Source organism: Candidatus Peribacteraceae bacterium (genome assembly GCA_041661065.1).
Classification (GTDB): Bacteria; Patescibacteriota; Gracilibacteria; order Peribacterales; family Peribacteraceae; genus CAIKAD01.
This window is the reverse complement of sequence record JBAZVD010000001.1, coordinates 267550-290836: the sequence shown is the minus strand read 5'-3', so window position 1 is coordinate 290836 and position 23287 is coordinate 267550. Positions and strand designations below refer to the sequence as shown.

The following is a 23287-nucleotide window of genomic DNA, read 5'->3' as shown; positions in this document are numbered from 1 at the left end:
GCGGTGTATGTACAATGCTCCATTGACAACGGAACCAGGCTGACACCTTCGCTTGATACGCTAGAGTAGAAGCAGATGCCCTCCACACTCTCCCGCACCCCCGACCCCGTCTCCTGGGACGCTTTCCTCACACGACAGCGGTTCCGGCCGTTCCTCCAGAGCTGGACCATGGGCGAGGTGTATCGGGACATAGGGCAGGAGCCCCTCCGGTTGGAAGTGCGCGACGGGAACGAAGTGACGGGGATCTGCTTTGCGCATGTCGTCAACGCCCGCCGTGGCAGGCACCTCTCCGTCCCCTACGGGCCCGTGACGGAGAGCCCGGAAGCCCTGCGCTTGATGCTGCGGGAACTGCAGCAGGCGGGGCGGGAGAAAGGCTGCGCCTTTGTGCGCCTGAGCCCGTTCTGGTTCCCCGCGTCCCCGCTCCTGGAAGAAGTGAAGGCGGAGAAAGGACGGGCGGCGCCTCTCCACCTCCTGGCGGAGCACCTGTGGTACCTGCCGCTCCAGTACCCGGATACCTGGGATACCTTCGTCTCCGATGCGCCTCCCGAGCGGCGGAGCGAGGATGAACTCTTCGCCAAAATGCGCTCCACGGCACGGAACCTCATCCGCCGTGCGGAGCGCGAGGGCGTGACGGTGGCGCGCTCCCTCTCCCCCATTGATGACCTTCCCCTCTTCCTCAAGCTCCATGAGGAAACGCGCAAGCGCCACGGCTTCACCCCCTACTCCACGGACTTCTTCCGCGCGCAGGTGAGCCAGTTCGCCCCCAAGGGGGACGTGAGCCTGTATTTGGCCCATTACAACGGGGAAGTGATCGCGGCTTCCATCCACATGCACTTCGGGGGGGAAACCAGCTACCACCACGGCGCAAGCACGCAGAAGTACAAGAACATCCCCGCTTCCTACCTGCTGCAGTGGACGGCGGTGACGGAAGCGCTGGCGCGCGGGGACCGGGTGTACAACTTCTGGGGAATCTCGCCGGAGGGCGTCACCCGCCACCCCTTCGCGGGCGTGCGGACGTTCAAGACGGCCTTCGGCGGCCGCCTGCTGGAACTCGCCCACTGCACGGATATCCCCCTCTCCAAGAAGTACCTGGTGACGCTGGGGATTGAGATGATAAGGAAATGGAGGCGAGGCTTTTAACAGGTGGCAGGTAGTAGGGGGTAGGTTGTAGTACATCCACACAGAGAAAACGGAGCAACTACTTTGAGCTTGTACTACCTACTACCTACTCCCTACTACCTACTCCCTACCCCCTCCTCCCCTACTACCTAGAACCCTCTGCTATCATCTCCTCCATGTCACCCTCCACTCCCGACGACAAACTCGACCAGATCCTCACGCATCTGCAGAACCTCGACCGCCGGGATCGCCTGCGGACGTGGGGAGGTTTCATCCGCAGCCTCCTTGCCTTGATCCCCATCCTCATCTTCCTCTTCGCCACGTGGTACAGCATCCGTCACATGGATGAGATCATCCTGAAAGTGACAACGGAAGCGGCTAAACAGGCTGCATCATTCACCAAAGCCGAAGTCTCGGAATCCCTCTCGAGCGAACAACTGCAGCAGCTGCAGAAGTTCTTTCAAAATAAATAATCCCCCGTTGGGACATTCCTCCCTCTCGGGCGTATCCGTTCGGCGTCCGGAAAAATGGTTCAAACATCCTGTCCCTACCTGAACTCGGGCTGAAGTGAGCGACACAGGACATGAGGTTCAATGTCACTCTCTGCGGGAACGCAGACGATGGTCCACACGCGCGGGAGGGCCGGTTATGGCGAGCTGGTGCTGGTCATGGGGAGGAAAGGGATGGATGGACGCTTGTGGGGCGTCCTATTTGATGATCTGCAGGATGTCTTCCGCCGTCATGCTGGTGGTGACGGCGTAACTGGGCAGGCGCAGGAACTGCGAGCGCAGGAACTGCTTATCGGGCGCGTTCCCCACCCCGAACAGGTACCCCGCCTCCGCCGCCACCGCGCTTACGCGGTCGTTCACGCCGCCCTGGGGATAGTCGATGGCGAACACCTGCTTCCCCAGCATGTCCTCCAGCGTCTTGCGGCTCTGCGCCACCTCCGCCTGCACCTGGGTGTTGGTGAGGGCGCGCAGGTCATCCCCGCTGTGCCCGGCGGATTGGATGTCGAACCCGTTGGCAAGCAAGGTCATGAGGGCTTTCTGCGTGATGCCGGAGAGGCCCACGCGGCCCGATTGGAGGAAGAACGTCGCCCGCACGCTGTTGCCGTACAGGATGTCCGAGGCCTTTCTCACGGTTTCCGGCGTCACGTCGGTGATGGCGATGAGCACGCTCTTCTCCGGCAGGCGCGCATCCTTCTTCTGGTCCTGCTGCAAAAGAACCGCCTGGAAATCCCGCAGCGTGGTGAAGGCGGCCCCCGCTTGCTTGAGCGCCACCACGTGCGCCGCAAGCGCGTCCAGCATTCCCGGTTGTCCGATGGCGTAGCGGAAGATGGGGAGCACGAACTTCTCCTGCCGTACCACGAAGGTGGGGCGGAACGGCGCCAGGTACCCCATGGAGACGTACCCTTCCTTCCCCTGGAACGCCACGCGCGCCCAATCGTTTTCGATGGCCAAGGGGCGGATGAACGCCTGCCCGGGGATTTCCCCCAGCTTCTCGCTCTTCTGCTCCGGTTTCGCGCGCACGTTCACGAAGCCGAAACTCACGTAGTAGAGCCCCTCGAATGCCTTCTGTTCCTTGGCCAGCAGGTCATCCGTCGTCACTTTGGCCAGGTATTGGATGGCGGCGTATCCCTGCTTGTCCCCCACTTTCACCTTCGCCCACCCCGCATTCACGAACTCCAGCACGATGACCTCATCCCCCCCGTTCAGCCGCGCGACGAGCGCCGATTGCACTTTGGCTTCCGACCGCACATTGAGGAATGTGTTGGTCACGCGGTACCGGTTCTCCCCCTCCACCGCCCCCGCGGACCGCATGGCGTCGTAGCGCTGGACCATGCTGAGATCCAGGACGGGAATGTTCGACGCCACCGCCGCCCCGCTCCCCTCGCCCGCCCGCAATACCGGAGCGCTGGAGGCCTCTGCACTTCCGGATGATGCCTGGTCCCCCGCAAGCCCGGCCGAGCTCGTCTCCTCATCCACCCCCGCGAGGCGCCGGAAGCGCGCCAGGTCTTCCTCCGTGAAGGTGATGTCATCCTGCGGCATGTCTTCGGGGCCTTTCACGTTCACCTGCTTTCCGCACCCCGCGAACAGGATGCCGAAGGAAGCGACAAGGAGAAAGGCGAGAATGGGACCGGCGTGGAGGCGCGAGGGGCGCCGGCGGGCCGTGCGACGATAGGCGTTCATGGGACGGGAAGGGAAGAGAAGAAGAGAATGAAGCGCGGATGTTCGTACCCGCGAAAAGAATTACATACGGTCCGGAACACGCAGGGTGAGGATCGCCGCGCCGCTCTTGAGAATGTCCGCAGCAAGGCCGGTGAGGGTGAGGCGGAAGGAACGGGCGGGATCCTCCGCTTTGAGGATGGGGTCCGTGTTGTAGAATTTGTTGAAGTCCTGGCAGAGCGCGTAGAGGTAGTTGGTGAGCTTGTGGGGCAACCGCGTCTCCCGCGCCTCTTCCAGGACGAGGGGAAATTGCAGAAGGGAGCGCAGGAGGATGCGTTCACCGGCTCCCAATGCTTCTGGGACAATCCCCTCCTTCACTGCCATCTTCCCCTCTTTCGCCTTGCGGAGGACGGAACGCGCGCGGGCGTGGGTGTATTGCAGGTAGGGGGCGCTGTTCCCATCGAAACTGAGCATCTTGTCCCAATCGAACACGATGTCCATCTTGCGGTTCTGGCTCAGAATGCCATAGACCACCGCCCCGATGCCCATCATTTCGGCCAAACCGGAGGGATCGTCCGTCTGTATCGACTCCCCATGTGAACGGATGGTGTCGTCTGCGCGCTTCACCGCTTCGTCCAGCACTTGTTCCATGCGGAGAGCCGTCCCTTTACGTGTACTCATCGACGTATCCGGGAAGCGCATGCGTCCGAAGAGCGTGTGTTCCAGCACGGGAAGTTCCCACCCCAACAAACGGCACGTCTCGAAGAGCTGCTTAAAGTGCATGCTCTGGGCTACATCCACCACGTAATAGAGGGCGGAAGGATGGTACTCGTCTATACGATGGCGGATCATCGCCAGGTCGCGCGTGGCATAGAGGGTGGACCCGTCGCTCTTCTGCATGAGAAGCGGCGGCATGCCTGCCTCTTCCGGGAACGGCACGATGAGGGCGCCACCCTCCCCCGTCCGGAACACCCCCTTCTTCTTCCCCTCTTCCAATATCGGCGCCATCTTCCCCTCATAGAAGCTCTCCCCCGTCTCCACATCCACATGGAGATGCAGCCGCTCATAAAGCTTCAGGAGAGCCTCTTTGCTCACCGCAACCACGTCCGCCCAGAAGCTGCGCAGCTCCGGATCCCCGTCCTCGATCTTCTTGAACGCTGCCCGCGCTTCGTCCTCCAGGGACGGATCCTTCTCCGCTTCGTCGTGGAAGCGGACGTAGAGCGCCAACAATTCCTCCACGGAGTAGTCCTTGGGACTCTTCCCCCCGCCCCATTTGCGGAATGCCACCGCCAATTTGCCGAACTGCGTCCCCCAATCGCCTGGATAGCTCCAGCCGATGACGTTCGCGCCGGTGTGCCGATAGAGGTTGATGATGGCCTGCCCGATGACGTGCGATCCCAAATGGTGCACGCCGAGGGGCTTGGCGATATTCGGTCCGCAGAAATCGATGATCACCGGCGCCTCTTTCTTCCGCGTCTTCGCCGGAGCGGTGGAATCTCTCGCCTCCTTCAACTCTTCCATGAACGACGCGGTGGTGAGCCAAACGTTCACATAGCCGGGGGCCGTCGCTTCCGCCCGCTCCACTCCCGCCACTTTTCCCATTCCCTCCGCCAAAGTCTTCGCGATATCGAGAGGGTTCTGTTTCAATGATTTGCTCAAGCTCAATGCGATGCTCGTCGCCAAATCCCCACGCTCCGGTTCCCGTGGGAACTGCCAAAGAGTGGCTTCTACAACAGCTTCGTCACCCGCTATGCTTCGGATAACACGCAAGGCCTCTGCTGTCAGTGTGGAAAACATCTGGGCGACTCAGACGTCTCCTGAACAACAATGCTACTCAGGAATGTACGCAAATGTAGCAGCTGTATGTACAGATTCCACTTGAAACAAAAAATTGATCTTGCACACAGAATGTCCTCATATTCTGAACACTATTTGTGAACGTCTGTAATGACAGTGTTTATACAGTGTATAGACACGCAAAACACAGGTTCCGGAGGTTGGCGCGCTCCCGTGATTCCTATCTTCTTCAAAAAACACTACAATCCCCGTCGATGAAACTTCGTCCCCTCTTCTCCATCCTCATCGTCCCCCTCATCGTCCTCGGAGGATGCCGCAAACAAGAACCTCCTCCCGTGACGCAGCAGGAGGAGCTGCCCACCCTCGCACGGCCGAGCGCCTCGCTGGGGATGTTCGTGAGCCACTACTTGGGAGGCGGCATTTTGCCGCTCACTTCCTCCGCCATGACCGGCTTGGAAGCGGGTTTGGTGCTCGTCGCGGGCTTCAACCCTCTGGAGAGCCAAGATACGTTCGCGCTCCTCCAGGAATTCGGGAACATCCTGCAGGTGGACATCCCCGACCTCCTCAACCGCAGCACGGACCGCACCACCACGCTGAACGCGTACGTGGAATCCCTCGAGAACATTACGGCACGCTGCCTGCGGATGCGCGAAGACCTGCAGCAGCGCGAGGATGTCCTGCGCGTGAAGGAGCGGGAGGCGCGCACCGCGGTTTCCACGCTCCAGAAGAACATTGACCGGGCGTTCCGCGACCAGGACTATTCCGCCGCGGGAGCGCTGCGCCAGGAATTGAGCACCGCGAAGCTGGAGCAGACGAAGGTGGGCGGGGAGAACGAGGAGGTGCGGGACCTGGGGCGCACCTACGAGGAGCTGCTGGAAATCGCGGATGAACGGCTGCAGGCGATCGGGGAGAACCGCGAAATCCTCATCTCCGGGCTCAAGGTGGTGGAAGTGCCGGGAGTGGAGAGCTTGGGGATCTTGGAGGAAGCCCAGAACCGCAGGCGGAGCGGCGGCTCCACGATCCAGGACCGCACGTGGATGCTCTAAGAACGTATCGCGTATGGCGTATTGCGTATTACGTATGTGTTGATTCAACGTATTACGTATCACGTATTGCGTATTACGTATGTGTTTTTTATACGTAATACGGGATACTTAATACGAAATACGCAATAGGTACTTCTGTCAACATCCGTTGTAAAAACACGGTTTTTCCGCTATAATTACTAGATTTCACTGCGCCCACGTGGCCACCCCCCCCGTCCCCCCAAAGGCTCTCCCTACGGCGACGAAGCCCAAGGCTCCTGCGGGACCTTCTCCGCTTCTGCTCGCCATAGATGAACTGCTCGGTCTCAACCTCCGCGCCGAGCCCGGCATCGACAAGGGAGGCCTCTCCGCCGGGGATGATTTGACGTTGGACGAGAGGACGGCGCTCAAACACTACGAGGAGGGGCTCCAGAAGATCCTGGATATCATCGCGCCGTCGGCCATGGACGTGCGCAGCACGGAACTGATGCTCAACGACCAGCACACGCGCACGCTGTACGCCTACAATTGGCCGAATTACATCTACCCCAACTGGCTGTCGCAGACCATCAACACGGACGCACAGATGGATATTGCGCAGTACATCTACCCCTCCAGCAACAAGTCCATCATGAAGATGCTCCGCAAGAAGGTGGCGGAGCTGCGCTCCAGCATCCGCATGCTCGAGCAGCGCGGCATCGTGCGCGACCCGGCGCTGGAAGCCGCCCTCCAGGATGCGGAAGAGCTGCGCGACCTGCTGGCGCGCGGCCAGGAGAAGCTGTTCCAGCTGGGGCTGTACCTCACTCTCTACGCGGATGACGAGGAGAAGCTGAAGAAGATGCAGACGGACGTGGAATCCATGCTGGGCGGCAAGCTGGTGCTCACGAAACCCGCCTACTTCCAAATGGAACACGCCTTCACCTCCACCCTGCCCCTCTGCCTGGACGAATTGGAGATCAACCGCAACATGAACACGTCGCCGCTGGCCACCAGCTTCCCCTTCTCCAGCTGCGACCTGACGAGCGACCGGGGCATCCTCTACGGCATCAACCGGCACAACGAAAGCCTGGTGATCTTCGACCGTTTTGACCTCCCGAACGCCAACGCCAACATCTTCGCCATCTCCGGCGCGGGGAAGTCCTTCACCATCAAGCTGGAGATCCTCCGGGCGCTCATGCTGGGCACCGAAGTGCTGGTGATTGACCCGGAAAACGAATACGGCGACCTGTGCAAGACCGTCGGCGGTTCCTACATCCCCCTCTCGCTCCAAAGCTCCTTCCGCGTGAATCCTTTTGACCTGCCCGCCGCCATCCGCGGGGAGGAAGCGGAGGCGGGGGAAGTGCTGCGCGCCGCGGTGATCAACCTCCACGGCCTCTTCAAGCTGATGCTGGGCTCGCTCACGCCGGCGGAGGACGGGGTGTTGGATAAGGCGATTTTGGATACCTACGCGCTCAAGGGCATCACGTTGGCCACCCAGAACCCCGGCGACCTGGAGCCCCCCACCCTGCAGGACCTGGTGGACGTGCTCATGACTACCGACGGCGGCGAGAACATGGCCAAGGTGCTCCAGAAGTACACTCAGGGAAGCTTCGCGGGGCTGTTCGACCGGCAGACCAACGTGGAATTGGATAAGCAGCTCATCGTCTTCCAGATCCGTGATTTGGAGGAGCAGCTGCGGCCCATTGCCATTTACATCGTGCTCAACTACCTCTGGAACCGCGTGCGCACCGAGCTCAAGCGGCGCTACCTGGTGATCGACGAGGCCTGGAACCTGATGCAGTACGAGGATTCCGCCCGCTTCCTGTACGGCATCGTCAAGCGCGCCCGCAAGTACTACTTGGGGATCACCACCATCACGCAGGACGTGGAGGACTTCGTCAATTCGCCGTACGGCAAGCCCATCATCACCAACTCCTCCCTGCAGGTGCTCCTCAAGCAATCCCCCACGGCCGTGGATAACCTCCAGAAGCTCTTCTACCTGACGGACGGAGAGAAATACATCCTCCTCAACTCCGGCGTGGGACAGGGCATCTTCTTCGCGGGGAACAAGCACGTGGCCATTGAGATCGTCGCCTCCCCGGAGGAAGCGGCCGTGGTGACCACCAAGCCCGAGGAGATGCTGGCACGGCGCGCCACGGAAGCGGTCCAGGAACGCGCACAGGCCATTGAGGCGCGCAAGAACGCTCCCACCGAGCCGGAACCCCCTCCGTCACCCGTGGAGCCTCCCAATGCCCATAGCATGCTCAAGGCGCCCACTGCGGAAACCACCCCCGCACAAACCCCTCCGGAGAATACTGCGGAGGACGCTCCGGCTGCACCTCCCGCTGCACCTCCCGCTGAACCCACCGCCGCAACGCCCGTCGAGCCACCCGCAGATGCTCCGGCTCCGGTAGTGACCGCTCCGCAAACGCCCGTGCCGGAAGCCCCTCCTGCCACCCCCGCGGACGTGACGCCGCCCGTCGCAGCCGTAAAGGCGGAAACCCCGTCCACCACTCCTCCCTCCGCCAACCTCGATAGTCTGTTTGACGTTTCCGCCGCACCTGCCGCCGCGAAACCTGCGGAACAGGACTCAACCGCCACGCCGGAAGCGACGAAGGAGGAGGATGAAAAGACGGAATGACAAGGGAGTGCGGGTGAAGCTCCCCTGTTCGGCAGCTGAGGGCTTTTCTCGATTCGAGAAACGAGAAACATTCACCCCCCTCCCTTCTCTTCCTCCCGGTCCGTCGGTCGTTCTTCCTCCACAACCTTCCACCGCACCTCCGGCCGCAATGAGCCCGAAAGCGCGAATCCCGCCGCCTTCTTGTGCCCTCCCCCGTGGAACTTTCCGGCCATTTGGGAAACATCCACGTCGTCCCGCAGCGTGCGGAGCGACCCCTTCACCTTGCCCTCGCGTTCCGAGAGGATGAGCGAGAAGCGCATCCCCGGGACCGCATTGACGTAGTCGATGGCGCCGGTGAGTTCGCTGTAATCGGCTCCCGTCGCCCTAAAATCCCCTTCCGTGACCGCGGAAATGGCGCCGCCCTCCTCCGTGACGGACACCTTCTCCAACACCCGCCCCCACAGACGCAATGTGCTGATCTTGGCCGAGCGGAACACGGCGTTCACCACGCTCTGGCGATGGGCGCCGGAGCGCAACAACCGCGCCACCGTACGGTACACGGGCGCGGTGGTATTGCTGTGCAGGAGCCCTCCGGTATCCGTATAGACCCCCGTGAGGAGGCAGGTGGCGATGTCCGGCGAGAGCTCCCACCCCTGCAAATCCGCCAGCTGGACGATGACTTCGCAGGAGGAACTGGCCTCGGGGACCACAAAATTGACCGTGCCGAACTTGGGGTTGCTGGGATGGTGGTCGATGACGACGGTGCGGAAGGTGCCGTCGAAGAGCTGGGGATGGCTCTCCTGCAGTTCCGTGAGCTTGGGCTCCGCGCAATCCAGGAACACGCACGCATCCTCCGTGGGCCGGAACTCCTCGATGGGCAGAGGGACGCTCACGCGCCGCGCCCCGGGCAGGAAGTGGAACGTCTCCGGCACGGGATCCACGCAGTGGAAGAAGACTTCGATGTGGGGGAAGAGCTCCTCCATCAGCAAGCCGAACCCCAGGAGCGCGCCGATGGCATCCCCGTCGGGATTGCGGTGGCACATGCAGCGGACGCGACGAGCCGTACTGAGGATATCCGTTGCCCGGTCTGCGTCTGCCTTGGCGATTGCCATAGGGACTGTGGCTGCGGGATGAGGAAAATTTCATTCCGGATCCTCACGCCCGAAGAGGGAAAGGTAAAGGAGTGGAGTGTAGTGGGTGATGGAAGATCCATTCAACGCGCGCCGGCAACTTCGTGTTGCAGGTGATTCGAAGTGTCATCTGCATCTCTTTCGTCCAGATTGAATGACATATGCATAGCCATCATCGCCGGATCCACAGTCCTCATCCCTAAGTCCTAAGTCCTAATCCCTAAGTCCTTCATTCCTGTAACTGCCGATCGATCAGTTGTTCAATCTTTGCCCCCCGTTCCCCGCTCTCATCCAAACGGAACCGCACGCGCGGCGTCAGGCGTATCTGCAGCTTCTTCCCCACCTGATGCTGGATCTCGCGCAGCCGTTCCTCCAGGGATGCGAGGGCGAGTTTGGGTTCCTTGAGGGCGCTGATGTAGACGGTTGCGTAGGAGGCATCCTGGGAAACCTCCACCCGCGTGATAGTGACGATGCCGCACGCAGGCGGGCAGCCGCGCAACGCCGGCGCAATGATCTCGCGGACCACGGAAGCGATCATGGCCGGACGTTTCTTGGGATTCGACGATGTCATAGGCTCACTGTAGCAATATTCGTAAGGACGCGACATGTCGCGTCCCTACCGGTACACTCCTGCATCATGGGACAATCCCCTCTCCGCATCATCTTCCTCGGCACTTCCCCCTTCGCCGTCCCTGCCCTGCGGCTCCTGGCCAAGGAGGAAGCTTTCCACATCGAAGCAGTGATCACCCAGCCCGATAAGCCCACGGGGCGCAAGCAGGCGCTCACCCCCCCCGCTGTCAAAACCGCCGCCCTGGAACTGGAACTCCCCGTGTTGCAGCCCCGCGCCATACGCAAGGAATTCCTCGCCCTCGGCTTGCAGCGCCCGGACTTCCTGGTGGTGGTTTCCTACGGGCAAATCCTCTCGCAGGAAATCCTCGATTTCCCCACCGCCGCCCCCGTGAACGTGCATGCCTCCCTCCTCCCGCGCTTCCGCGGCGCCTCCCCCATCCAGCACGCCATCCTGGCCGGGGATGCGGAGACGGGCGTCACCGTGCAGCACATGGTGAGGGAACTGGATGCGGGACCCATCCTCTCCCAAGTGAAGGTGGCCATGGACCCGCGGGAGACGGCGCAGACCCTCCACCACCGCCTCGCAACCTTGGGCGCCACCCTCCTGCGCGATACCCTCCTCCGACCCCTGCAGCCTTCTCCGCAAGCCCGCGAAGGGATTGTGCCCTGCGGCAAGCTGACGCGAAAAGACGGCCTTTCGGATCCGCAGGCGATGACGGCGGAGGAGATCGACCGCAAGGTGCGGGCATTGAATCCGTGGCCGGGCGTCGCGTTCACCGTTGATGGGAAGCAACTCAAAGTGTTGGAGAGCTCCCTGGAACTCGTCCCCGGTTCGCACCCTCTCCCCTGCGCCGGCAACACCACGCTCCACCTCGTCACCGTCCAGCCCGCCGGCAAGAGGCCAATGGGCGGTGCCGAATGGGCACGCGGACGCCAGCAGTGAATGTGTACACATATGTGTACTCATTACTTCTCACACAACTTGATACGCAATACGGGATACGAAATACGGATACGTCTACGCGTATCACAACTTCGTCTTCATCTCCTGCAGTGCCTCGATCATCTTATCGAGGTCCTCCACGTCGAACATGATGGTGGTCTTCTGTCCGCCGCGTGACTTCTCGGAGATCTTGAAGAACTTTCCGTTGCCGCTCTCCTTGAGGTCTACGTAGAACGTGCGCTGGCGAGCGTGGATGGTGACGGAATGGATATCTTGCGCGTAGCGGCCTCCGCCATTGCCACCCTTGGGCAGCGTACCGCCGAGGGCATCGTCCTGCGCAGGCGTGCCTGAGAGCTCCGACATCGGATCGAACATAAGGAAGGGGGAAGGAATGAATCGCTGCTCCCATCACCACTGCCTCGTCTTCGCTGTTCGGCCGGTTGGGAAGCGGATCTATGGTAGCAAATGGAAGAGCGAATGCAATATGGAAGCGAGGACTTTGGACATCGGACTTCGGACTTCGGGAATGTCATTCAAGCCCCTGAAAAGAAAAGCTCCATGCCAAAGCCCGCATCCTCAAGTCCTTCCTTTCGTATTCTTTCAACAACCGCTACCCCTGAAGCCTCGGAAACAGGATCTCCGGCTCTCCAACGCTCTTCCACGCCTTCTCCCCTCCCCATTCCTTCATCTGCCCGGTGATCACAAAGTCCTTCCCCAACATCCTCTCCGTGTACGGCAGGTTCAATTGCTTCGCCATCTTCTGCGCCGTACGGGGGATGAACGGAAGGAGCTGCAGCGTGATATGCCGCAAACCCTCCGCGAGTGTGGAGAGAACCTGCCCCTTCTCTTCTCCCTTCATCGCCCATGGCTTCCTCTCGTCCACGAACTGATTGGCGCCCGTGACGAGTGCGAGCGTTTCCGCCACGGCATTTTCCAATCGGAATTCATGCAAGCTCTTCTCGTATGCCAGCCATTTCTTGTCCGTCGAGAACGGGTCTTTGCCGAAATCACCCAAGGAACCCCCCTCTTTTTTGAGGAGCACGAGCGCACGGTTGAGCAGGTTCCCCAATTGGTTCCCCAGTACCCCCTCGTACAGCTCCTCAAAGCGTTTCCAGGAGAAGTCGCCGTCGTTCCCCACGGGAATCTGGTGTGAGAGGTAGAAGCGCAGCGGATCCACGCCGAACTTGTCGATGACGTCTTGGGGAACGACGACGTTGCCGATGGATTTGCTCATCTTCTGCCCCTCGCTCGTGAGGAACCCGTGGATGAGGAGCCGGTCGGGCGTGCGGATGCCGGCGTACCGGAGCATGGCCGGCCAAATCAATGCGTGGAACCGCGCGATGTCCTTGCCGATGACATGCGTGACGGTGGCATCATTCCACCACTCAAGCTCCTCGTGATCGGTGAGAAGGCCAATGCCGGAGATGTAGTTGGCGAGGGCGTCGCACCACACGTACATCACCTGGCCGGGGTCGCCGGGGACGGGGATGCCCCACGAGAGGCTCGTTTGCGGACGGGAAAACGAGACGTCCTCCAATCCCTGTTCGATGAGGGAGAGCGTCTCCGGCGCGCGGAAATCCGGGATGATGCGGTAGCCGCCCTCCGCCGCCGTGAGCAGCGTTTTGAGGTTCTTCCCTTCCTTGGCGAGCAGGAAGAAGTAATTCTCCTCCCGCACTTCCTGGGGCGCCACGTTGTGCAGCGGGCACTTGCCCTCCACCAAGTCCTTCTTCGTGAGGAACCGCTCGCACCCGGGGCAGTAGAGACCCATGTAGGACCGCTTCTCCAGCGCGCCGGCCTGCCGGAGCTTCTCCCACAGGGCCGTGACGGTGGGCCAATGACGCTCGCGGTCGGTGGTGCGCACAAAGACGTCAAAGGAGATATCCAGCGCGGCGTAGAGATCCCGGTAGACGGGGCTCAGCTTCTCCACCAGCGCGGCGGGGGTGATCCCCTGCTTCTCCGCGGTCTGCTGAATCTTGACCCCGTGCTCGTCCATCCCCACCTGGAAGCGCACGTCATCCCCCCGCAACCGGAACCACCGGGCCACCACGTCCGCCATGATCTTCTCCATCACGTGCCCCATGTGCGGGGCGGCGTTCGCGTAATCAATGGCCGTAGTGACGTACTGGCGGGACATGCCGAAAGGATAGCGGAATTCCCCTCCACCGTGAACCCGCACCGCCTCAGGAACCCGCAATCGCCAAGATCAGCTCAAACACCCAATACACCACGGCATCCGCCACCATGGCCGCAAGGAGGCCGATCACCACGTTCTTGGCAATGGTCTTGGCCTGGGCGATGCCCTGCTCGTCGAAGCCGGACGTGGTGATGCGCACCGCCGCGTAGCCTAGGAGGACCACCGCGACGCTGGCGATGGTGGTGAGGATGAGGACGTTGATGCTGTAAAAGATGGCCTGCGGAGTCATTTCCGCGCCGAAGCTGAAAGGGAAGATGGAGCTGATCATCTGCCACATGCGGTCGATGCCCGGCCCCCCTTGCCCGATCTCCTGCAGTTCCACCGCATGGGCGGTGGGGAGGAAGGCCGAGAGGAGACGGATGAGGGAGGCCATTTACCAGGTGATCATGGAGATGAATGCTTCCACCAGGGCGCGGGACAGATTGGCCACCACGGCGCCGATGAACGCATACTTGAGCGTGCTGATCCCCTTCTTCACGTCTTCGCTCTTGCCGCGGGCGTACACCAGACGGAACCCTGCGTAGAGGACCACGAGGATGAGGAGGGCGTTGAAGACGTTGACGCCGATGGTCACCGCCGCAATGAGCAGCCCCTGGATGGGGCCCAGCGTCCCGCCTACCGTACGGAATTGCAGCAGGGGTTCGGTGACGAGGAAGGAGACCAGGGATTGCGCGCTCAACGCCAGCGCCAAGCCGCCCAGCCCGTACATGATGCTGTTCTTGCCCTTGGTCACCCTCCCTTCATCCCCCACGGAAAGGAGCATGAGCAATCCCCCGTAGAGGACGGCCACCACAGAGAGCCCCGCGGCGAGCCCCACCAATACGCTCCCGATGACGGGGATGCCGTTGCCGAGGAGCCCCGGAAAGTTGCTGTTGTTGCACCCGGGTAGTCCGGTGCAAATGAGCGGGGGGATGTAGGCGGCGGATGCCGCGGACGGAAGCGCCAGGAGCATTGCGTATGCCGTTGCGCGGAGGAGATTCTTGAGCATCACAGGCCCGGCCGGAAGAAGAGAGGGTTGATGGTCTGCAGGATAACGCTCGCGAAGAGGAGAATGAGGAGACCGACGACAGCAGCCATGATTTTATTGGTGGCGCCGGAGTACTTCGCCTGGTCCCCCCCCGAGTTGATCATGGTCAACCCACCCCAAATGCCATAGAGGACACACAGGCCGGCCGCCACGCCCATCACCCAGGGGTAGAGGCAGTTGATGTAGCCGAAGAACATGTTCGTGGTGGACACGTTGCAGGACCCGATGGGCTCCAAGAGCCTCAGGAAACCGTTGCCGGCGCCGCCCTCCTGGGCAAACGCCTTTGGGGCGGCCAGAAGCCCAAGAATGCCCGTCCACGGCGCCCAAAACCTGGAGAATGCACGCATCAAACTATTATAGCAGATTTGAGCCTTTTCTGCGAGTGCTCTCTGGTATGGGATTCCTGCAGTCGTAAGCCCTACACCTTGCATCCTCCGGGATTTCTCCGTAGCATTTTCGGGCTCAAGCGGATGTAGCTCCCGCCTGCGCCCTTCGGGGCTACGGTGGGCAGGCAGTTGGCTTCATGCTTCATGTTCCTTACACTAGAGATACGCATTTCTGCGGATGTAGCTCAGTTGGCTTAGAGCGTCGCCTTGCCAAGGCGAAGGTCGCGGGTTCGAGCCCCGTCATCCGCTCCATCCTTCGCAACGCGAAGGATGCAAAGAGCGTGCGGAAGAGGGCGATCTGATCCTTCAACCACCTCAATACTGCGGGATTAGTACAGTGGTAGTACGCGAGCTTCCCAAGCTTGAGAGACGGGTTCGATTCCCGTATCCCGCTCCATCCGGCTTCGCTCCTTCCTCCTTCGCCAAGTCTACGGAGGACAAGGCGGGTGCTACGCCGAGGTTTCACTCAACACCCTCACTGCTGCTCATGGAACGCCTGCTCCCCGTAGGCGATCAGCGCGTCGCGGTAGCCTTCCGGCGTGCCGGTATCCAGCCTCTTGCCTTCACACTCGTACCCGTAGATCTCCACGTCCTTGAGCTGCGCGATCAGGGCGTCGATGAGGCGTATTTCCCCGTCCTTCGTGGAGGATTGGACCTTGGGGAGGGCTGCGAACGTGGACCGGGGGATGAGGTAGCGACCCACGATGCCCAGCGTGGAGGGCGCCGCCTCCGACGTGGGCTTTTCCACGAGCCCCTTGACCTTCTTCAGGCGCGGCAATGAGGGGACTTCCGACGCCACGTCGATGATCCCGTACTTCACGGTGAGTTCCCGCGGGATGTTCTCCACGGCGATCACGGCCTTCTCACCGCCCCCCGCCCCCCCGTACCCCTTCTGCAGCTGCTTGAGGCCGCTCTCCGCCCCGATGAACAGGTCATCGCCGAAGAGGATGGCCAGCTCGTCGCTCTCCACCCACCCCTCGGCCTGCAGGATAGCGTGGCCGTCCCCCAGCTGCTGCTCTTGGTACACCACGTGGAAGCGCGTGGCGTCGTAGCGCTGGAGCTCTTCCAGCAGATGGGATTTTCCCCGCCGCGCCAGCTCCCCTTCCAACACGATATCCCGGTCGAAGTACTGCGGAATCATTTCCTTCCCCTTGGAGATCACGAAACAGATGTCGCGGATCCCCAGTTCGATGCATTCGTCCACGAGCAATCCGATGATGGGTTGCGTGCCGATGGGCAGCATTTCTTTGGGCACCGCTTTGGTCCACGGGAGAAAACGGGTGCCGAGGCCGGCGATGGGGAGGATGGCTTGGGTGATGGGTGCCATATGGGGAGAGGGTACCCGATTTCCGTATCACACGCACGGCATTGGCCATTTGTAGGGACGCCCCGCCGGGGCGTCCCTACAACCTCGGTGCTACACTCTTCCTGATGACCTGGGGCCTCGCACTCTCCGCAGGATCCGCACTGGGCATGGCCAACGCCGGCGTCATTGAACGCCTGGAGGAGGAAGGCCTGCGGCCGAATGTGATCGCCGCCAGCAGCATGGGGGCTATCGTCGGCGCCATTTACGCGTTGGGCCTCCCCCTCTCCACCTACCGCGAACTCGCCCCCCGCGTGAAGATGACGAACGTGGTCAAACCCAGCGAACGGCCTTTCAGCGGCGGCCTGCACGGCGGCTTGTTCCGCCAGCGCCTGGAGGACCATCTGGCGCACATCTTCCGCGGCGCCATGATCGGCGACTGCACGATCCCCTTTTTGTGCGTAGCTGGACGGGTGAAGGCGCCCATACGCTGGGAGAAGATCGTCACCCGCAATTTCTCCCGCTACGTTTCCTCGTGCATCGAGGAATACGTCTTCCCCCCCTCCACACCCATTTTGGACGCCATCCTCGCCTCCAGCGCCATCCCCGTCGTCTTCTCCCCCGTCACCATCGGCGGCGACACCTTCGTGGACATCTGCAACTTCGGCGCCGTGCCGGTGCGGGCGTTGCGCAAGCACGCGCATCCCGACGCGGTCATCGCCACCGATACCACGCCCAGCTTCCGCACCCTCACCCGTTTCTCTCCTCCCTTCCTCCGCGACTGGCTCCGCTTCAACGATGAAAACCTCCTCCGCGACATTCGCAACGCCGACCTGGTGATCACCCCCAAGCCCGCCGCCTCCGCCTTCCGCTTCGACAAGTTCGATGCCTTCATCCGGGCGGGCTACAAGGCGGCTGATGCCGCCATGCCCAAGGTGAAGGCGCTGCTGCAGAAAAGCTCCCGCGGTTGATGCGAAGGGCAGGGAGAGCTCTTGCGAGCGAAGCGAAACTTGGTGCGCTTGGCGGGACTTGAACCCACAACCTTCGGCTTCGGAGGCCGACGCTCTATCCAATTGAGCTACAAGCGCAAATGCTTCCCGTCCATTGTACAGTCTCATCGCGTTTTCTACAGTCCGAAAAACTCTTCCGCATTCTTCGTGGTAATCCGCTCCACCTCTTCCGGTGACACACCTTTGATTTCCGCGATGAGCGTGGCGACCTCCGTCACGTACGCCGGTTCGTTCCTCTGCCCCCGGAACGGTCCCGGGGCAAGGTAGGGCGCATCGGTCTCCACCATCATCCGCTCCAGGGGGCACAGGCGGATCGTCTCCCGGATGTTCCCCGCGCTCGGGTACGTCGCGATCCCCGTGAAGGAAAGGAAGTATCCCTGCCGGACGAGCGGCTCCACGTCCTTCCACTCCTCCGTGCAGCAGTGGAGGACGAGCTTCTGCGGCGCCACGCGCCCGATGATGTCGCGCAAGTCCCCGATGGACTCCCGATTGTGTACCACGGATGATATGTTAATTTCTTTGGCTAATTTTAACTGGTCCTCGAATACCCTCTTCTGCACCTCGCGCGGGGAGAAGTCATAGTGGTAGTCCAATCCTATCTCCCCTATCGCCCGCACCTTCTTCGACCCCTCTGCCATCAACCGCAATGAATGAAGATCCCCCTCCTTCCACTGCTTGGTGTTGTGGGGATGCACTCCCACGGCGCAAAAGACGTTCCTATGCTTCTCCGCCAGCTCCACGCACCGCCGGGATTCCTCCATGCCGTCCCCGATGGTGATCATCCGGTCCACTCCCGCCTCACGCGCGCGTTCCAGAACGGCGTCGAGGTCCTCCGCAAACTTCCGATCGGCGAGGTGGCAGTGGGTATCAATCATAGGGAGAAACCATACGCGTATCCAAAGAATACACTACTGCAGGACGGCATCCCCTCCGGAACGGCAGGTCAATTCCGCTCTGCGACCGCCCGTGCCAGCTCATGGAGCGTATCGCGGATGACTTCCACACGTTGATAAGCATCCTGCGCTTCAGGATCCCAATGTTCTTGGGCGGCGAGCAAATCCTGGAATGCCTGCATCCTCAGGTCCGTCCTCACGGGGTCAACGTTGCAGAAAAGGCGCTCGGCGCGTCTTGCGGTTTCCTTGAAATCCTGCGCATCAATGAGGTCATCGGGATAGCGCATCCGATGGAGGGTGAAGGCTGCCTGGGAGAAATCTGCGTCAAGCGGATACATGGTAGTAATGTACAGTTTTATTAACATGTGTCAAGGTGTCCTATTCTCTGGCTTCGCAGAGCAGTATAGTGGGCGCCAGTCCCATCTTGTTCATTGCCTCATGGGTCAGTAGCTCAGTGGTAGAGCAGTGGCCTTTTAAGCCATTGGCCGTGGGTTCGATCCCCACCTGACCCACCAACCTTCGTGCAGCGAAGGTTGCCGACCGTAGTCGGCAGGCCACGCTGTGCAAAGTCAGGCTCCAGGAACATCACATTCGATACAGACACCCGATACCAAAGCGAAGCCGACCCACCACACCCGTACCTCCCCTCCCTTGACGGTCTTTTCTCCAAAGGACATATTCACCATCGGTTCTTTCCATCATCGTACAAAGGAGGTTTTGCCATGGCCGCTCAGCAGGATACTTTGGAAGTTCCGCGTATCGTAGGTGGTATTTTCCACATCTTTCAGTCTTCTGGGTTCAAGAAGGGAAGACAGTGGTATGTAAGTGTCTTGTCCGGAGGATATCTGGAAGAAGAAGATCATTTGCTCGCGACGTCGGAAATACAAAGGATCATCGATGAAGACATCGCCGAGGGAAATGGAGACCGCATCGACCACCTCGTCATGAGCCCTTACGACGCAGTACACCTGTACCTGCAAGGCAGGCTCACGGAAAAGCACATTCGCCACGCTGCTTCCGACCTCCTGAGAGGCACCGTCACCTTCGAAAAAGTGATGTTGCCCACCTCCCTGGGGGAGCGGGAATTCACGGTGAAGGTCGTTGCATCCGAAGTGCCCATCAGCACCCGGGACCGGGAAGGAAAACTGGTTGTCTGAGAAGAACCACCGCTGGTTCAATCCGGCATGAACGGCGAGCCCCCCGGGGCTCGCCTTTTCTCTGTGGCCGCAGAATGGTGTCCTATTGATAGTCCCTCCACTCCTCGTACTCATTGATTTCGGCTTCGAGCAATTTGAGCGCAAGCGGAATGCCGTCCATCACATCCCCGTAGAAGATATTCCCGTAGTAGTCGCGGGCTTCCACGACCGCCGCTTCCCAGTGTTCGCGACTTTGTTTTCTTGCGTTGCGAATTTTGCCGATGAAATAATACACATCACGGAAATACCCTTGGGGCGTCACACAGATGATGTGCTGTTGCGCCTCCGCATGCTTCCTCATGGCATCGGAGAGCCTTGCCAATTCCGGGTCGTTGCCTTCCGCCCCATCGGTTCGCAAGAGGGCGCCCATTCGTTCGCGTGCTTCTTCCACCGCCGCATCCCAGTGCTCGGGATGCTGCTCCTTCGCCCGCTCGATCTTCCCGATGCATTCCATGATCTCACGCTGCTGTTCATGGTCCATGGAATGACAATAACATATTCTATATCCTTAGCAATCCCCTTCGTTGAGCCGCTGTTCTCACTCTTCCCTTTTTCTATTTTCTTAGTACCATACCACTATGCACACGATCGAATTACCTCCGTTGACCCCCGAACAGCAAGATCAATTACTCGATTGGTTCAAGAAAGAAACTGTCAGATCGGGGCCATTCTTTGAAAGCAGTGAAGGACGCAATATCAGTGTCAACGACGTCATTGATACAATCAAGAGCGGGAGGGAAGAAGGGCGCCTGTACCTCAAGGGCATACTCCAGGAGTATACGATCAGGAGAAGGGAGGATGAGGCCCGCAAGAAGCAGGAAGGGGAAGCGGCGCGCGTGGCATGATTCCCCCTCTCACGACGCCCGGAACTTCGCGGTCCGCGCCGCGGCTTTCTCCGCTATCCTGTCGCCGATGAAAGTCGCGCTCGTCCATGAACTCCTGACCATGAGAGGCGGCGCCGAGAAGGTGCTGCGCGTGTTCGCGGCACTGTTCCCCGACGCCCCCATCTACACCCTGCTCTACGACGAGAAGAAGCTGGGCGATTGGTTCCCCAAGGAACGGATAAGGACGAGCCGGCTCCAACGCTCTGCGGAGCGCCTCAATCATTTTCCATTTTCCATTTTCAATCGTGCATTCAATCATCACCTCTATTTGAAGAGATTCCCCCGCGCCGTGGAGGAATGGGACTTTTCGGGCTTCGACCTGGTCCTCTCCTCTTCCTCCGCCTTCGCCCACGGCATCCTCACCAACGGCAGGCCCAAGCACCTCTGCTACGTCCACTCCCCCGCCCGCTACCTGTGGGACCGCACGCACGACGTGATGGACCGCGCGGGGAACGGGCTCCCGGGCCTCCTCAGGCGCGCGTACCTCTCCCGCGCTTTCCACAAGCTCCGGGTGTGGGATGCGGAAGCCGCCGACCGGCCCGACCGCCTCCTCGCCGCCTCCAGGACGGTACAGGGCCGCATCAATGCCTACTGGCGCCGCGAGAGCACCGTCCTCTATCCGCCGATTGATGATTTTTGGCTCGAACAATCAAGTCCTAAGTCCTCTGTCTTAAGTCCTCCTTCCTTCTCCGATGCTCTTTCGACGAAGAACACTCCCTACTATTTCGTTGCTTCCACCCTCGTCCCCTACAAGCGCATTGATCTCGCCGTAAAGGCTGCGAACCGCTTGCAGGTTCCGCTCAAGATCGCCGGGGAAGGACCGGACCGCAAGCGCCTGGAATCCCTGGCGGGACCCACGGTGGAGTTCCTGGGGTACCGGACGCAGGAAGAACTGCGCGGCCTCTACGCGGGGGCCACGGCCACCCTGTTCCCGGGGGATGAGGATTTCGGCCTGGTGCCGCTGGAATCCCTGGCGTGCGGCACGCCCGTGATCGCGTTCGCAAGCGGCGGGGCGAAGGAAACCCTGGACGCGCGCACAGCGGCGTTCTTCGAGGAACCCGTGGAAACGTCGCTGGCTGCGGTCATGGAGCGGTTCCCCAAGATGGTCTTCTCCCCGGACCTGTGTAAAGCACGCGCCAGGGACTTTTCTCGGCCCCGGTTTGAAGCGGCTATTCTGCAGGAAGCGCAAGCGCTCCTGGGTCAGAATTGACGGTTGTACACGTCGGCAATAGGCAGATAGGATGCCGTCCATGCGCGTCGCCCTCCTCCTGGCCCTCTCCCTTTCGCTCCGCCAACCCGCAGAGGACGGCGGAACACAACGTCGCGCCTCTCCCCTCAACGCTCCCACGGTCCAGAGGATGAGCCCGCGCGCCATCCGCGCTTCCGCGGAACAACGGCGCCGGGACCAGATGCAGCAGACGCGCTTCCTCTACACCGCGGCTCTGCAGCAGGTCTACCGCAACAACCGGTACGGGTTCTCCCTTCGGTACCCCAAGGGATGGAAGATGCAGAACGTGATGCAGGAGGGCGCCGGCACCCTGAAGACCATCATCCTCTTCGTCTCCCCCTTGGAAGCGGAGAAGGACGAGGCGCAGGAGAACATCAACCTGCTGGTAGAAGAGCTGAGCGCCCCGCGCCTCACCCTGGAGGAATACACCGCGGCTGCGTTGGAGAATGAACGGGACATCTTCACCGATTACACCCTCCTGGCCTCGCACTCGCTCCTCATCGACGGCATGCCCGCGCACCGCGTTGCGTTTACGGGAAGCCTGGACGGCGAGACCACGGTCGCCTTCGAACAGATCTGGCTGCTGAGGGAGGGCAGAGCGTTCGTGTGGTCCCTGGCATCCTCGCCCGCATCGTTGGACCGCTACGCGCAGATGTTCCGGCAGATGATCGGTTCCGTGGACTTCGTGGATTGACGGATCGGGAGGCCGAACCGCTGCTTGGCATGGGTGTTCATTGTGTACACATTTGTGTACCCTCTCACGCTCCGGAAAAGAGGGATGCCTGTGCGCCCTTCGGGATCTCCCTCCCCAGCTTTTCGTACGCTTTGCGGGTGGCCATGCGTCCCTTGGGGGTGCGCTGGAGGAAGCCCTGCTGGAGCAGGAACGGCTCGTACACGTCCTCCACCGTCTGCTCCTCATCCGCCAGGACGGCTGCGATGGTGGAGAGGCCCACGGGACCTCCCCCGAAGGTATCCACGATGGTCTCCAGGATGCGCCGGTCGGTGGCGTCCAGCCCGTCATCGTCGATGTCCAACGCCTGCAGCGTCTCCTCCACCACCGTCACGTCCAGCCTCCCCTGCCGCCGCACCTGGGCGTAGTCGCGCACGGCGCGCAGGAGCCTGTTGGCGATGCGGGGAGTGGCGCGGCTGGAGCGGGCGATGCGGTGCGCCGCGCGGTCCTCCAGGGGCGCCCGGAGGAGGCCGGCGGAACGCTCCACGATCTGCTGCATTTCCGGCAGGTTGTAGAAGTCCAGCTTGAACTGGTGGAGGAAGCGGTCACGGAGGGGGGCGCTGATGGCGCCGATTTTGGTCGTGGCGCCGATGAGCGTGAACGGCTTGATCTGCAGGCGCATGGACCGGGCGGTGGGCCCCTTGCCGATCACCAAGTCCAAGGCGAAATCCTCCATGGCGGCGTAGAGCATTTCCTCCACCACGGGGCGCAGGCGGTGGACTTCGTCGATGAAGAACACGTCCCCCTCCTGGAGGTTGGTGAGGAGGGAGGCCAGGTCCCCCGGCTTCTCCAGCGCCGGCCCGCTCGTAATGCGGATCTGCGCGCCCATCTCGCGCGCCAGGATGTGCGCCAGCGTGGTCTTGCCCAAACCCGGAGGCCCGTAGAGGAGCGTGTGTCCCAGGGACTCCTTGCGCGCCTTGGCCGCCTGGATGTGCATGAGGAGATGTCCCTTCACCTTGCCCTGCCCCACGTACTCCGCAAGCCGCTTGGGGCGGAGCGCCGCATCCACGGCTCCTGCCTCCTGCGGGAGGGAAGAGGGTTCCACGGGGCGGGATGCTTTGGGGCGGTCGAGCGCCATGGAAATATGG

The 23287-nt window shown here is 61.3% G+C and carries 24 protein-coding genes and 4 tRNA genes; 13 read left to right on the top strand and 15 right to left on the bottom strand.

Going from position 1 to position 23287, the window contains the following annotated elements:
* Window positions 1–75: 75 nt before the first annotated feature.
* A complete protein-coding gene (locus tag WC698_01235) occupies window positions 76–1140 on the top strand; it encodes a peptidoglycan bridge formation glycyltransferase FemA/FemB family protein (GenBank protein MFA6038873.1) in 1065 nt (354 codons plus the stop codon).
* A gap of 155 nt (window positions 1141–1295) precedes the next feature.
* Window positions 1296–1592 carry a hypothetical protein gene (locus WC698_01230; protein MFA6038872.1) on the top strand — a complete coding sequence of 99 codons (297 nt, stop codon included), beginning with the start codon at window positions 1296–1298 and terminating at the stop codon, window positions 1590–1592.
* Window positions 1593–1826: 234 nt separating this feature from the next.
* Here the strand turns inward: WC698_01230 and WC698_01225 are convergent, their stop codons facing one another.
* Window positions 1827–3308, bottom strand: coding sequence for an SH3 domain-containing protein (locus WC698_01225; protein MFA6038871.1), 1482 nt, complete (start codon window positions 3306–3308; stop codon window positions 1827–1829).
* A 60-nt stretch (window positions 3309–3368) separates the two neighbouring features.
* Entirely contained in the window at window positions 3369–5081 is a 1713-nt protein-coding gene (gene argS / locus WC698_01220) for an arginine--tRNA ligase (protein MFA6038870.1), read from the bottom strand.
* Window positions 5082–5335: 254 nt separating this feature from the next.
* On the opposite strand from argS, the gene WC698_01215 reads away from it, so the two are divergent.
* Both WC698_01215 and WC698_01210 read left to right on the top strand, forming a co-directional pair.
* Window positions 5336–6127: a hypothetical protein gene (locus WC698_01215; protein MFA6038869.1), complete on the top strand. Its 792-nt coding sequence runs from the start codon at window positions 5336–5338 to the stop codon at window positions 6125–6127.
* 199 nt (window positions 6128–6326) lie between these two features.
* Entirely contained in the window at window positions 6327–8726 is a 2400-nt protein-coding gene (locus tag WC698_01210) for a DUF87 domain-containing protein (GenBank protein ID MFA6038868.1), read from the top strand.
* Window positions 8727–8797: 71 nt separating this feature from the next.
* Here WC698_01210 and WC698_01205 read toward each other — a convergent pair whose 3' ends face one another.
* Entirely contained in the window at window positions 8798–9817 is a 1020-nt protein-coding gene (locus tag WC698_01205; protein ID MFA6038867.1) for a bifunctional oligoribonuclease/PAP phosphatase NrnA, read from the bottom strand.
* A gap of 247 nt (window positions 9818–10064) precedes the next feature.
* Window positions 10065–10406 (bottom strand): 30S ribosome-binding factor RbfA, encoded by a 342-nt coding sequence (gene rbfA / locus WC698_01200; protein MFA6038866.1) that lies wholly within the window; start codon window positions 10404–10406, stop codon window positions 10065–10067.
* Between the two features lie 66 nt (window positions 10407–10472).
* On the opposite strand from rbfA, the gene fmt reads away from it, so the two are divergent.
* Window positions 10473–11348 carry a methionyl-tRNA formyltransferase gene (gene fmt, locus WC698_01195; protein ID MFA6038865.1) on the top strand — a complete coding sequence of 292 codons (876 nt, stop codon included), beginning with the start codon at window positions 10473–10475 and terminating at the stop codon, window positions 11346–11348.
* A gap of 84 nt (window positions 11349–11432) precedes the next feature.
* On the opposite strand, the gene WC698_01190 is transcribed toward fmt, so the two are convergent.
* The 5 genes from WC698_01190 to WC698_01170 form a co-directional block, all read right to left on the bottom strand.
* Complete coding sequence (locus WC698_01190) at window positions 11433–11711, bottom strand: hypothetical protein (protein MFA6038864.1); 279 nt, start codon at window positions 11709–11711, stop codon at window positions 11433–11435.
* Window positions 11712–11958: 247 nt separating this feature from the next.
* Window positions 11959–13482 carry a methionine--tRNA ligase gene (locus WC698_01185; protein MFA6038863.1) on the bottom strand — a complete coding sequence of 508 codons (1524 nt, stop codon included), beginning with the start codon at window positions 13480–13482 and terminating at the stop codon, window positions 11959–11961.
* Window positions 13483–13528: 46 nt separating this feature from the next.
* The gene (locus WC698_01180; GenBank protein MFA6038862.1) at window positions 13529–13915 is read right to left on the bottom strand and encodes a hypothetical protein; all 387 of its coding nucleotides are present in this window, start codon (window positions 13913–13915) and stop codon (window positions 13529–13531) included.
* A complete protein-coding gene (locus WC698_01175; GenBank protein ID MFA6038861.1) occupies window positions 13916–14530 on the bottom strand; it encodes a hypothetical protein in 615 nt (204 codons plus the stop codon).
* Window positions 14530–14916, bottom strand: a complete 387-nt coding sequence (locus tag WC698_01170) for a hypothetical protein (GenBank protein ID MFA6038860.1) — start codon at window positions 14914–14916, stop codon at window positions 14530–14532. Before WC698_01170 ends, WC698_01175 begins: the two co-directional genes overlap by 1 nt.
* 213 nt (window positions 14917–15129) lie before the next feature.
* Here WC698_01170 and WC698_01165 point away from each other — a divergent pair.
* Both WC698_01165 and WC698_01160 read left to right on the top strand, forming a co-directional pair.
* Window positions 15130–15207 (top strand) — tRNA-Gly (locus WC698_01165).
* A gap of 71 nt (window positions 15208–15278) precedes the next feature.
* Window positions 15279–15352, top strand: a tRNA-Gly gene (locus tag WC698_01160).
* A 78-nt stretch (window positions 15353–15430) separates the two neighbouring features.
* On the opposite strand, the gene WC698_01155 is transcribed toward WC698_01160, so the two are convergent.
* Window positions 15431–16282 (bottom strand): sugar phosphate nucleotidyltransferase, encoded by an 852-nt coding sequence (locus WC698_01155; GenBank protein ID MFA6038859.1) that lies wholly within the window; start codon window positions 16280–16282, stop codon window positions 15431–15433.
* Between the two features lie 104 nt (window positions 16283–16386).
* Between WC698_01155 and WC698_01150 the strand changes: the two genes are divergently transcribed.
* On the top strand, window positions 16387–17229 hold the full coding sequence (locus WC698_01150) for a patatin-like phospholipase family protein (GenBank protein MFA6038858.1): 843 nt from the start codon (window positions 16387–16389) through the stop codon (window positions 17227–17229).
* A 40-nt stretch (window positions 17230–17269) separates the two neighbouring features.
* On the opposite strand, the gene WC698_01145 is transcribed toward WC698_01150, so the two are convergent.
* From WC698_01145 to WC698_01135, 3 genes are all read right to left on the bottom strand, one after another.
* Window positions 17270–17346, bottom strand: a tRNA-Arg gene (locus tag WC698_01145).
* Between the two features lie 38 nt (window positions 17347–17384).
* On the bottom strand, window positions 17385–18143 hold the full coding sequence (locus WC698_01140; GenBank protein MFA6038857.1) for a TatD family hydrolase: 759 nt from the start codon (window positions 18141–18143) through the stop codon (window positions 17385–17387).
* A gap of 68 nt (window positions 18144–18211) precedes the next feature.
* Window positions 18212–18499, bottom strand: coding sequence for a hypothetical protein (locus WC698_01135; GenBank protein MFA6038856.1), 288 nt, complete (start codon window positions 18497–18499; stop codon window positions 18212–18214).
* A 102-nt stretch (window positions 18500–18601) separates the two neighbouring features.
* Between WC698_01135 and WC698_01130 the strand changes: the two genes are divergently transcribed.
* Both WC698_01130 and WC698_01125 read left to right on the top strand, forming a co-directional pair.
* Window positions 18602–18676, top strand: a tRNA-Lys gene (locus WC698_01130).
* Window positions 18677–18991: 315 nt separating this feature from the next.
* Window positions 18992–19318, top strand: a complete 327-nt coding sequence (locus WC698_01125) for a hypothetical protein (GenBank protein MFA6038855.1) — start codon at window positions 18992–18994, stop codon at window positions 19316–19318.
* An 82-nt stretch (window positions 19319–19400) separates the two neighbouring features.
* On the opposite strand, the gene WC698_01120 is transcribed toward WC698_01125, so the two are convergent.
* Window positions 19401–19838, bottom strand: a complete 438-nt coding sequence (locus WC698_01120) for a hypothetical protein (GenBank protein MFA6038854.1) — start codon at window positions 19836–19838, stop codon at window positions 19401–19403.
* A 97-nt stretch (window positions 19839–19935) separates the two neighbouring features.
* Here WC698_01120 and WC698_01115 point away from each other — a divergent pair, with 97 nt between their 5' ends.
* The 3 genes from WC698_01115 to WC698_01105 all read left to right on the top strand — a co-directional run bounded on the left by WC698_01115 (window position 19936) and on the right by WC698_01105 (window position 22163).
* Entirely contained in the window at window positions 19936–20202 is a 267-nt protein-coding gene (locus WC698_01115; protein MFA6038853.1) for a hypothetical protein, read from the top strand.
* Window positions 20203–20269: 67 nt separating this feature from the next.
* A complete protein-coding gene (locus WC698_01110) occupies window positions 20270–21451 on the top strand; it encodes a glycosyltransferase (GenBank protein MFA6038852.1) in 1182 nt (393 codons plus the stop codon).
* 40 nt (window positions 21452–21491) lie between these two features.
* Window positions 21492–22163 (top strand): hypothetical protein, encoded by a 672-nt coding sequence (locus WC698_01105; GenBank protein ID MFA6038851.1) that lies wholly within the window; start codon window positions 21492–21494, stop codon window positions 22161–22163.
* A 64-nt stretch (window positions 22164–22227) separates the two neighbouring features.
* Here WC698_01105 and ruvB read toward each other — a convergent pair whose 3' ends face one another.
* Window positions 22228–23277: a Holliday junction branch migration DNA helicase RuvB gene (gene ruvB, locus WC698_01100; GenBank protein ID MFA6038850.1), complete on the bottom strand. Its 1050-nt coding sequence runs from the start codon at window positions 23275–23277 to the stop codon at window positions 22228–22230.
* Window positions 23278–23287 lie beyond the last annotated feature (10 nt).

Bases quoted from the DNA above. Each gene is read 5' to 3' on its own strand.
- WC698_01235 (MFA6038873.1), top strand. From the start codon at position 76: ATGCCCTCCACACTCTCCCGCACCCCCGACCCCGTCTCCTGGGACGCT.
- WC698_01230 (MFA6038872.1), top strand. From the start codon at position 1,296: ATGTCACCCTCCACTCCCGACGACAAACTCGACCAGATCCTCACGCAT.
- WC698_01225 (MFA6038871.1), bottom strand. From the start codon at position 3,308: ATGAACGCCTATCGTCGCACGGCCCGCCGGCGCCCCTCGCGCCTCCAC.
- argS (MFA6038870.1), bottom strand. From the start codon at position 5,081: ATGTTTTCCACACTGACAGCAGAGGCCTTGCGTGTTATCCGAAGCATA.
- WC698_01215 (MFA6038869.1), top strand. From the start codon at position 5,336: ATGAAACTTCGTCCCCTCTTCTCCATCCTCATCGTCCCCCTCATCGTC.
- WC698_01205 (MFA6038867.1), bottom strand. From the start codon at position 9,817: ATGGCAATCGCCAAGGCAGACGCAGACCGGGCAACGGATATCCTCAGT.
- rbfA (MFA6038866.1), bottom strand. From the start codon at position 10,406: ATGACATCGTCGAATCCCAAGAAACGTCCGGCCATGATCGCTTCCGTG.
- fmt (MFA6038865.1), top strand. From the start codon at position 10,473: ATGGGACAATCCCCTCTCCGCATCATCTTCCTCGGCACTTCCCCCTTC.
- WC698_01190 (MFA6038864.1), bottom strand. From the start codon at position 11,711: ATGTCGGAGCTCTCAGGCACGCCTGCGCAGGACGATGCCCTCGGCGGT.
- WC698_01185 (MFA6038863.1), bottom strand. From the start codon at position 13,482: ATGTCCCGCCAGTACGTCACTACGGCCATTGATTACGCGAACGCCGCC.
- WC698_01180 (MFA6038862.1), bottom strand. From the start codon at position 13,915: ATGGCCTCCCTCATCCGTCTCCTCTCGGCCTTCCTCCCCACCGCCCAT.
- WC698_01175 (MFA6038861.1), bottom strand. From the start codon at position 14,530: ATGCTCAAGAATCTCCTCCGCGCAACGGCATACGCAATGCTCCTGGCG.
- WC698_01170 (MFA6038860.1), bottom strand. From the start codon at position 14,916: ATGCGTGCATTCTCCAGGTTTTGGGCGCCGTGGACGGGCATTCTTGGG.
- WC698_01155 (MFA6038859.1), bottom strand. From the start codon at position 16,282: ATGGCACCCATCACCCAAGCCATCCTCCCCATCGCCGGCCTCGGCACC.
- WC698_01150 (MFA6038858.1), top strand. From the start codon at position 16,387: ATGACCTGGGGCCTCGCACTCTCCGCAGGATCCGCACTGGGCATGGCC.
- WC698_01140 (MFA6038857.1), bottom strand. From the start codon at position 18,143: ATGATTGATACCCACTGCCACCTCGCCGATCGGAAGTTTGCGGAGGAC.
- WC698_01135 (MFA6038856.1), bottom strand. From the start codon at position 18,499: ATGTATCCGCTTGACGCAGATTTCTCCCAGGCAGCCTTCACCCTCCAT.
- WC698_01120 (MFA6038854.1), bottom strand. From the start codon at position 19,838: ATGGACCATGAACAGCAGCGTGAGATCATGGAATGCATCGGGAAGATC.
- WC698_01115 (MFA6038853.1), top strand. From the start codon at position 19,936: ATGCACACGATCGAATTACCTCCGTTGACCCCCGAACAGCAAGATCAA.
- WC698_01110 (MFA6038852.1), top strand. From the start codon at position 20,270: ATGAAAGTCGCGCTCGTCCATGAACTCCTGACCATGAGAGGCGGCGCC.
- WC698_01105 (MFA6038851.1), top strand. From the start codon at position 21,492: ATGCGCGTCGCCCTCCTCCTGGCCCTCTCCCTTTCGCTCCGCCAACCC.
- ruvB (MFA6038850.1), bottom strand. From the start codon at position 23,277: ATGGCGCTCGACCGCCCCAAAGCATCCCGCCCCGTGGAACCCTCTTCC.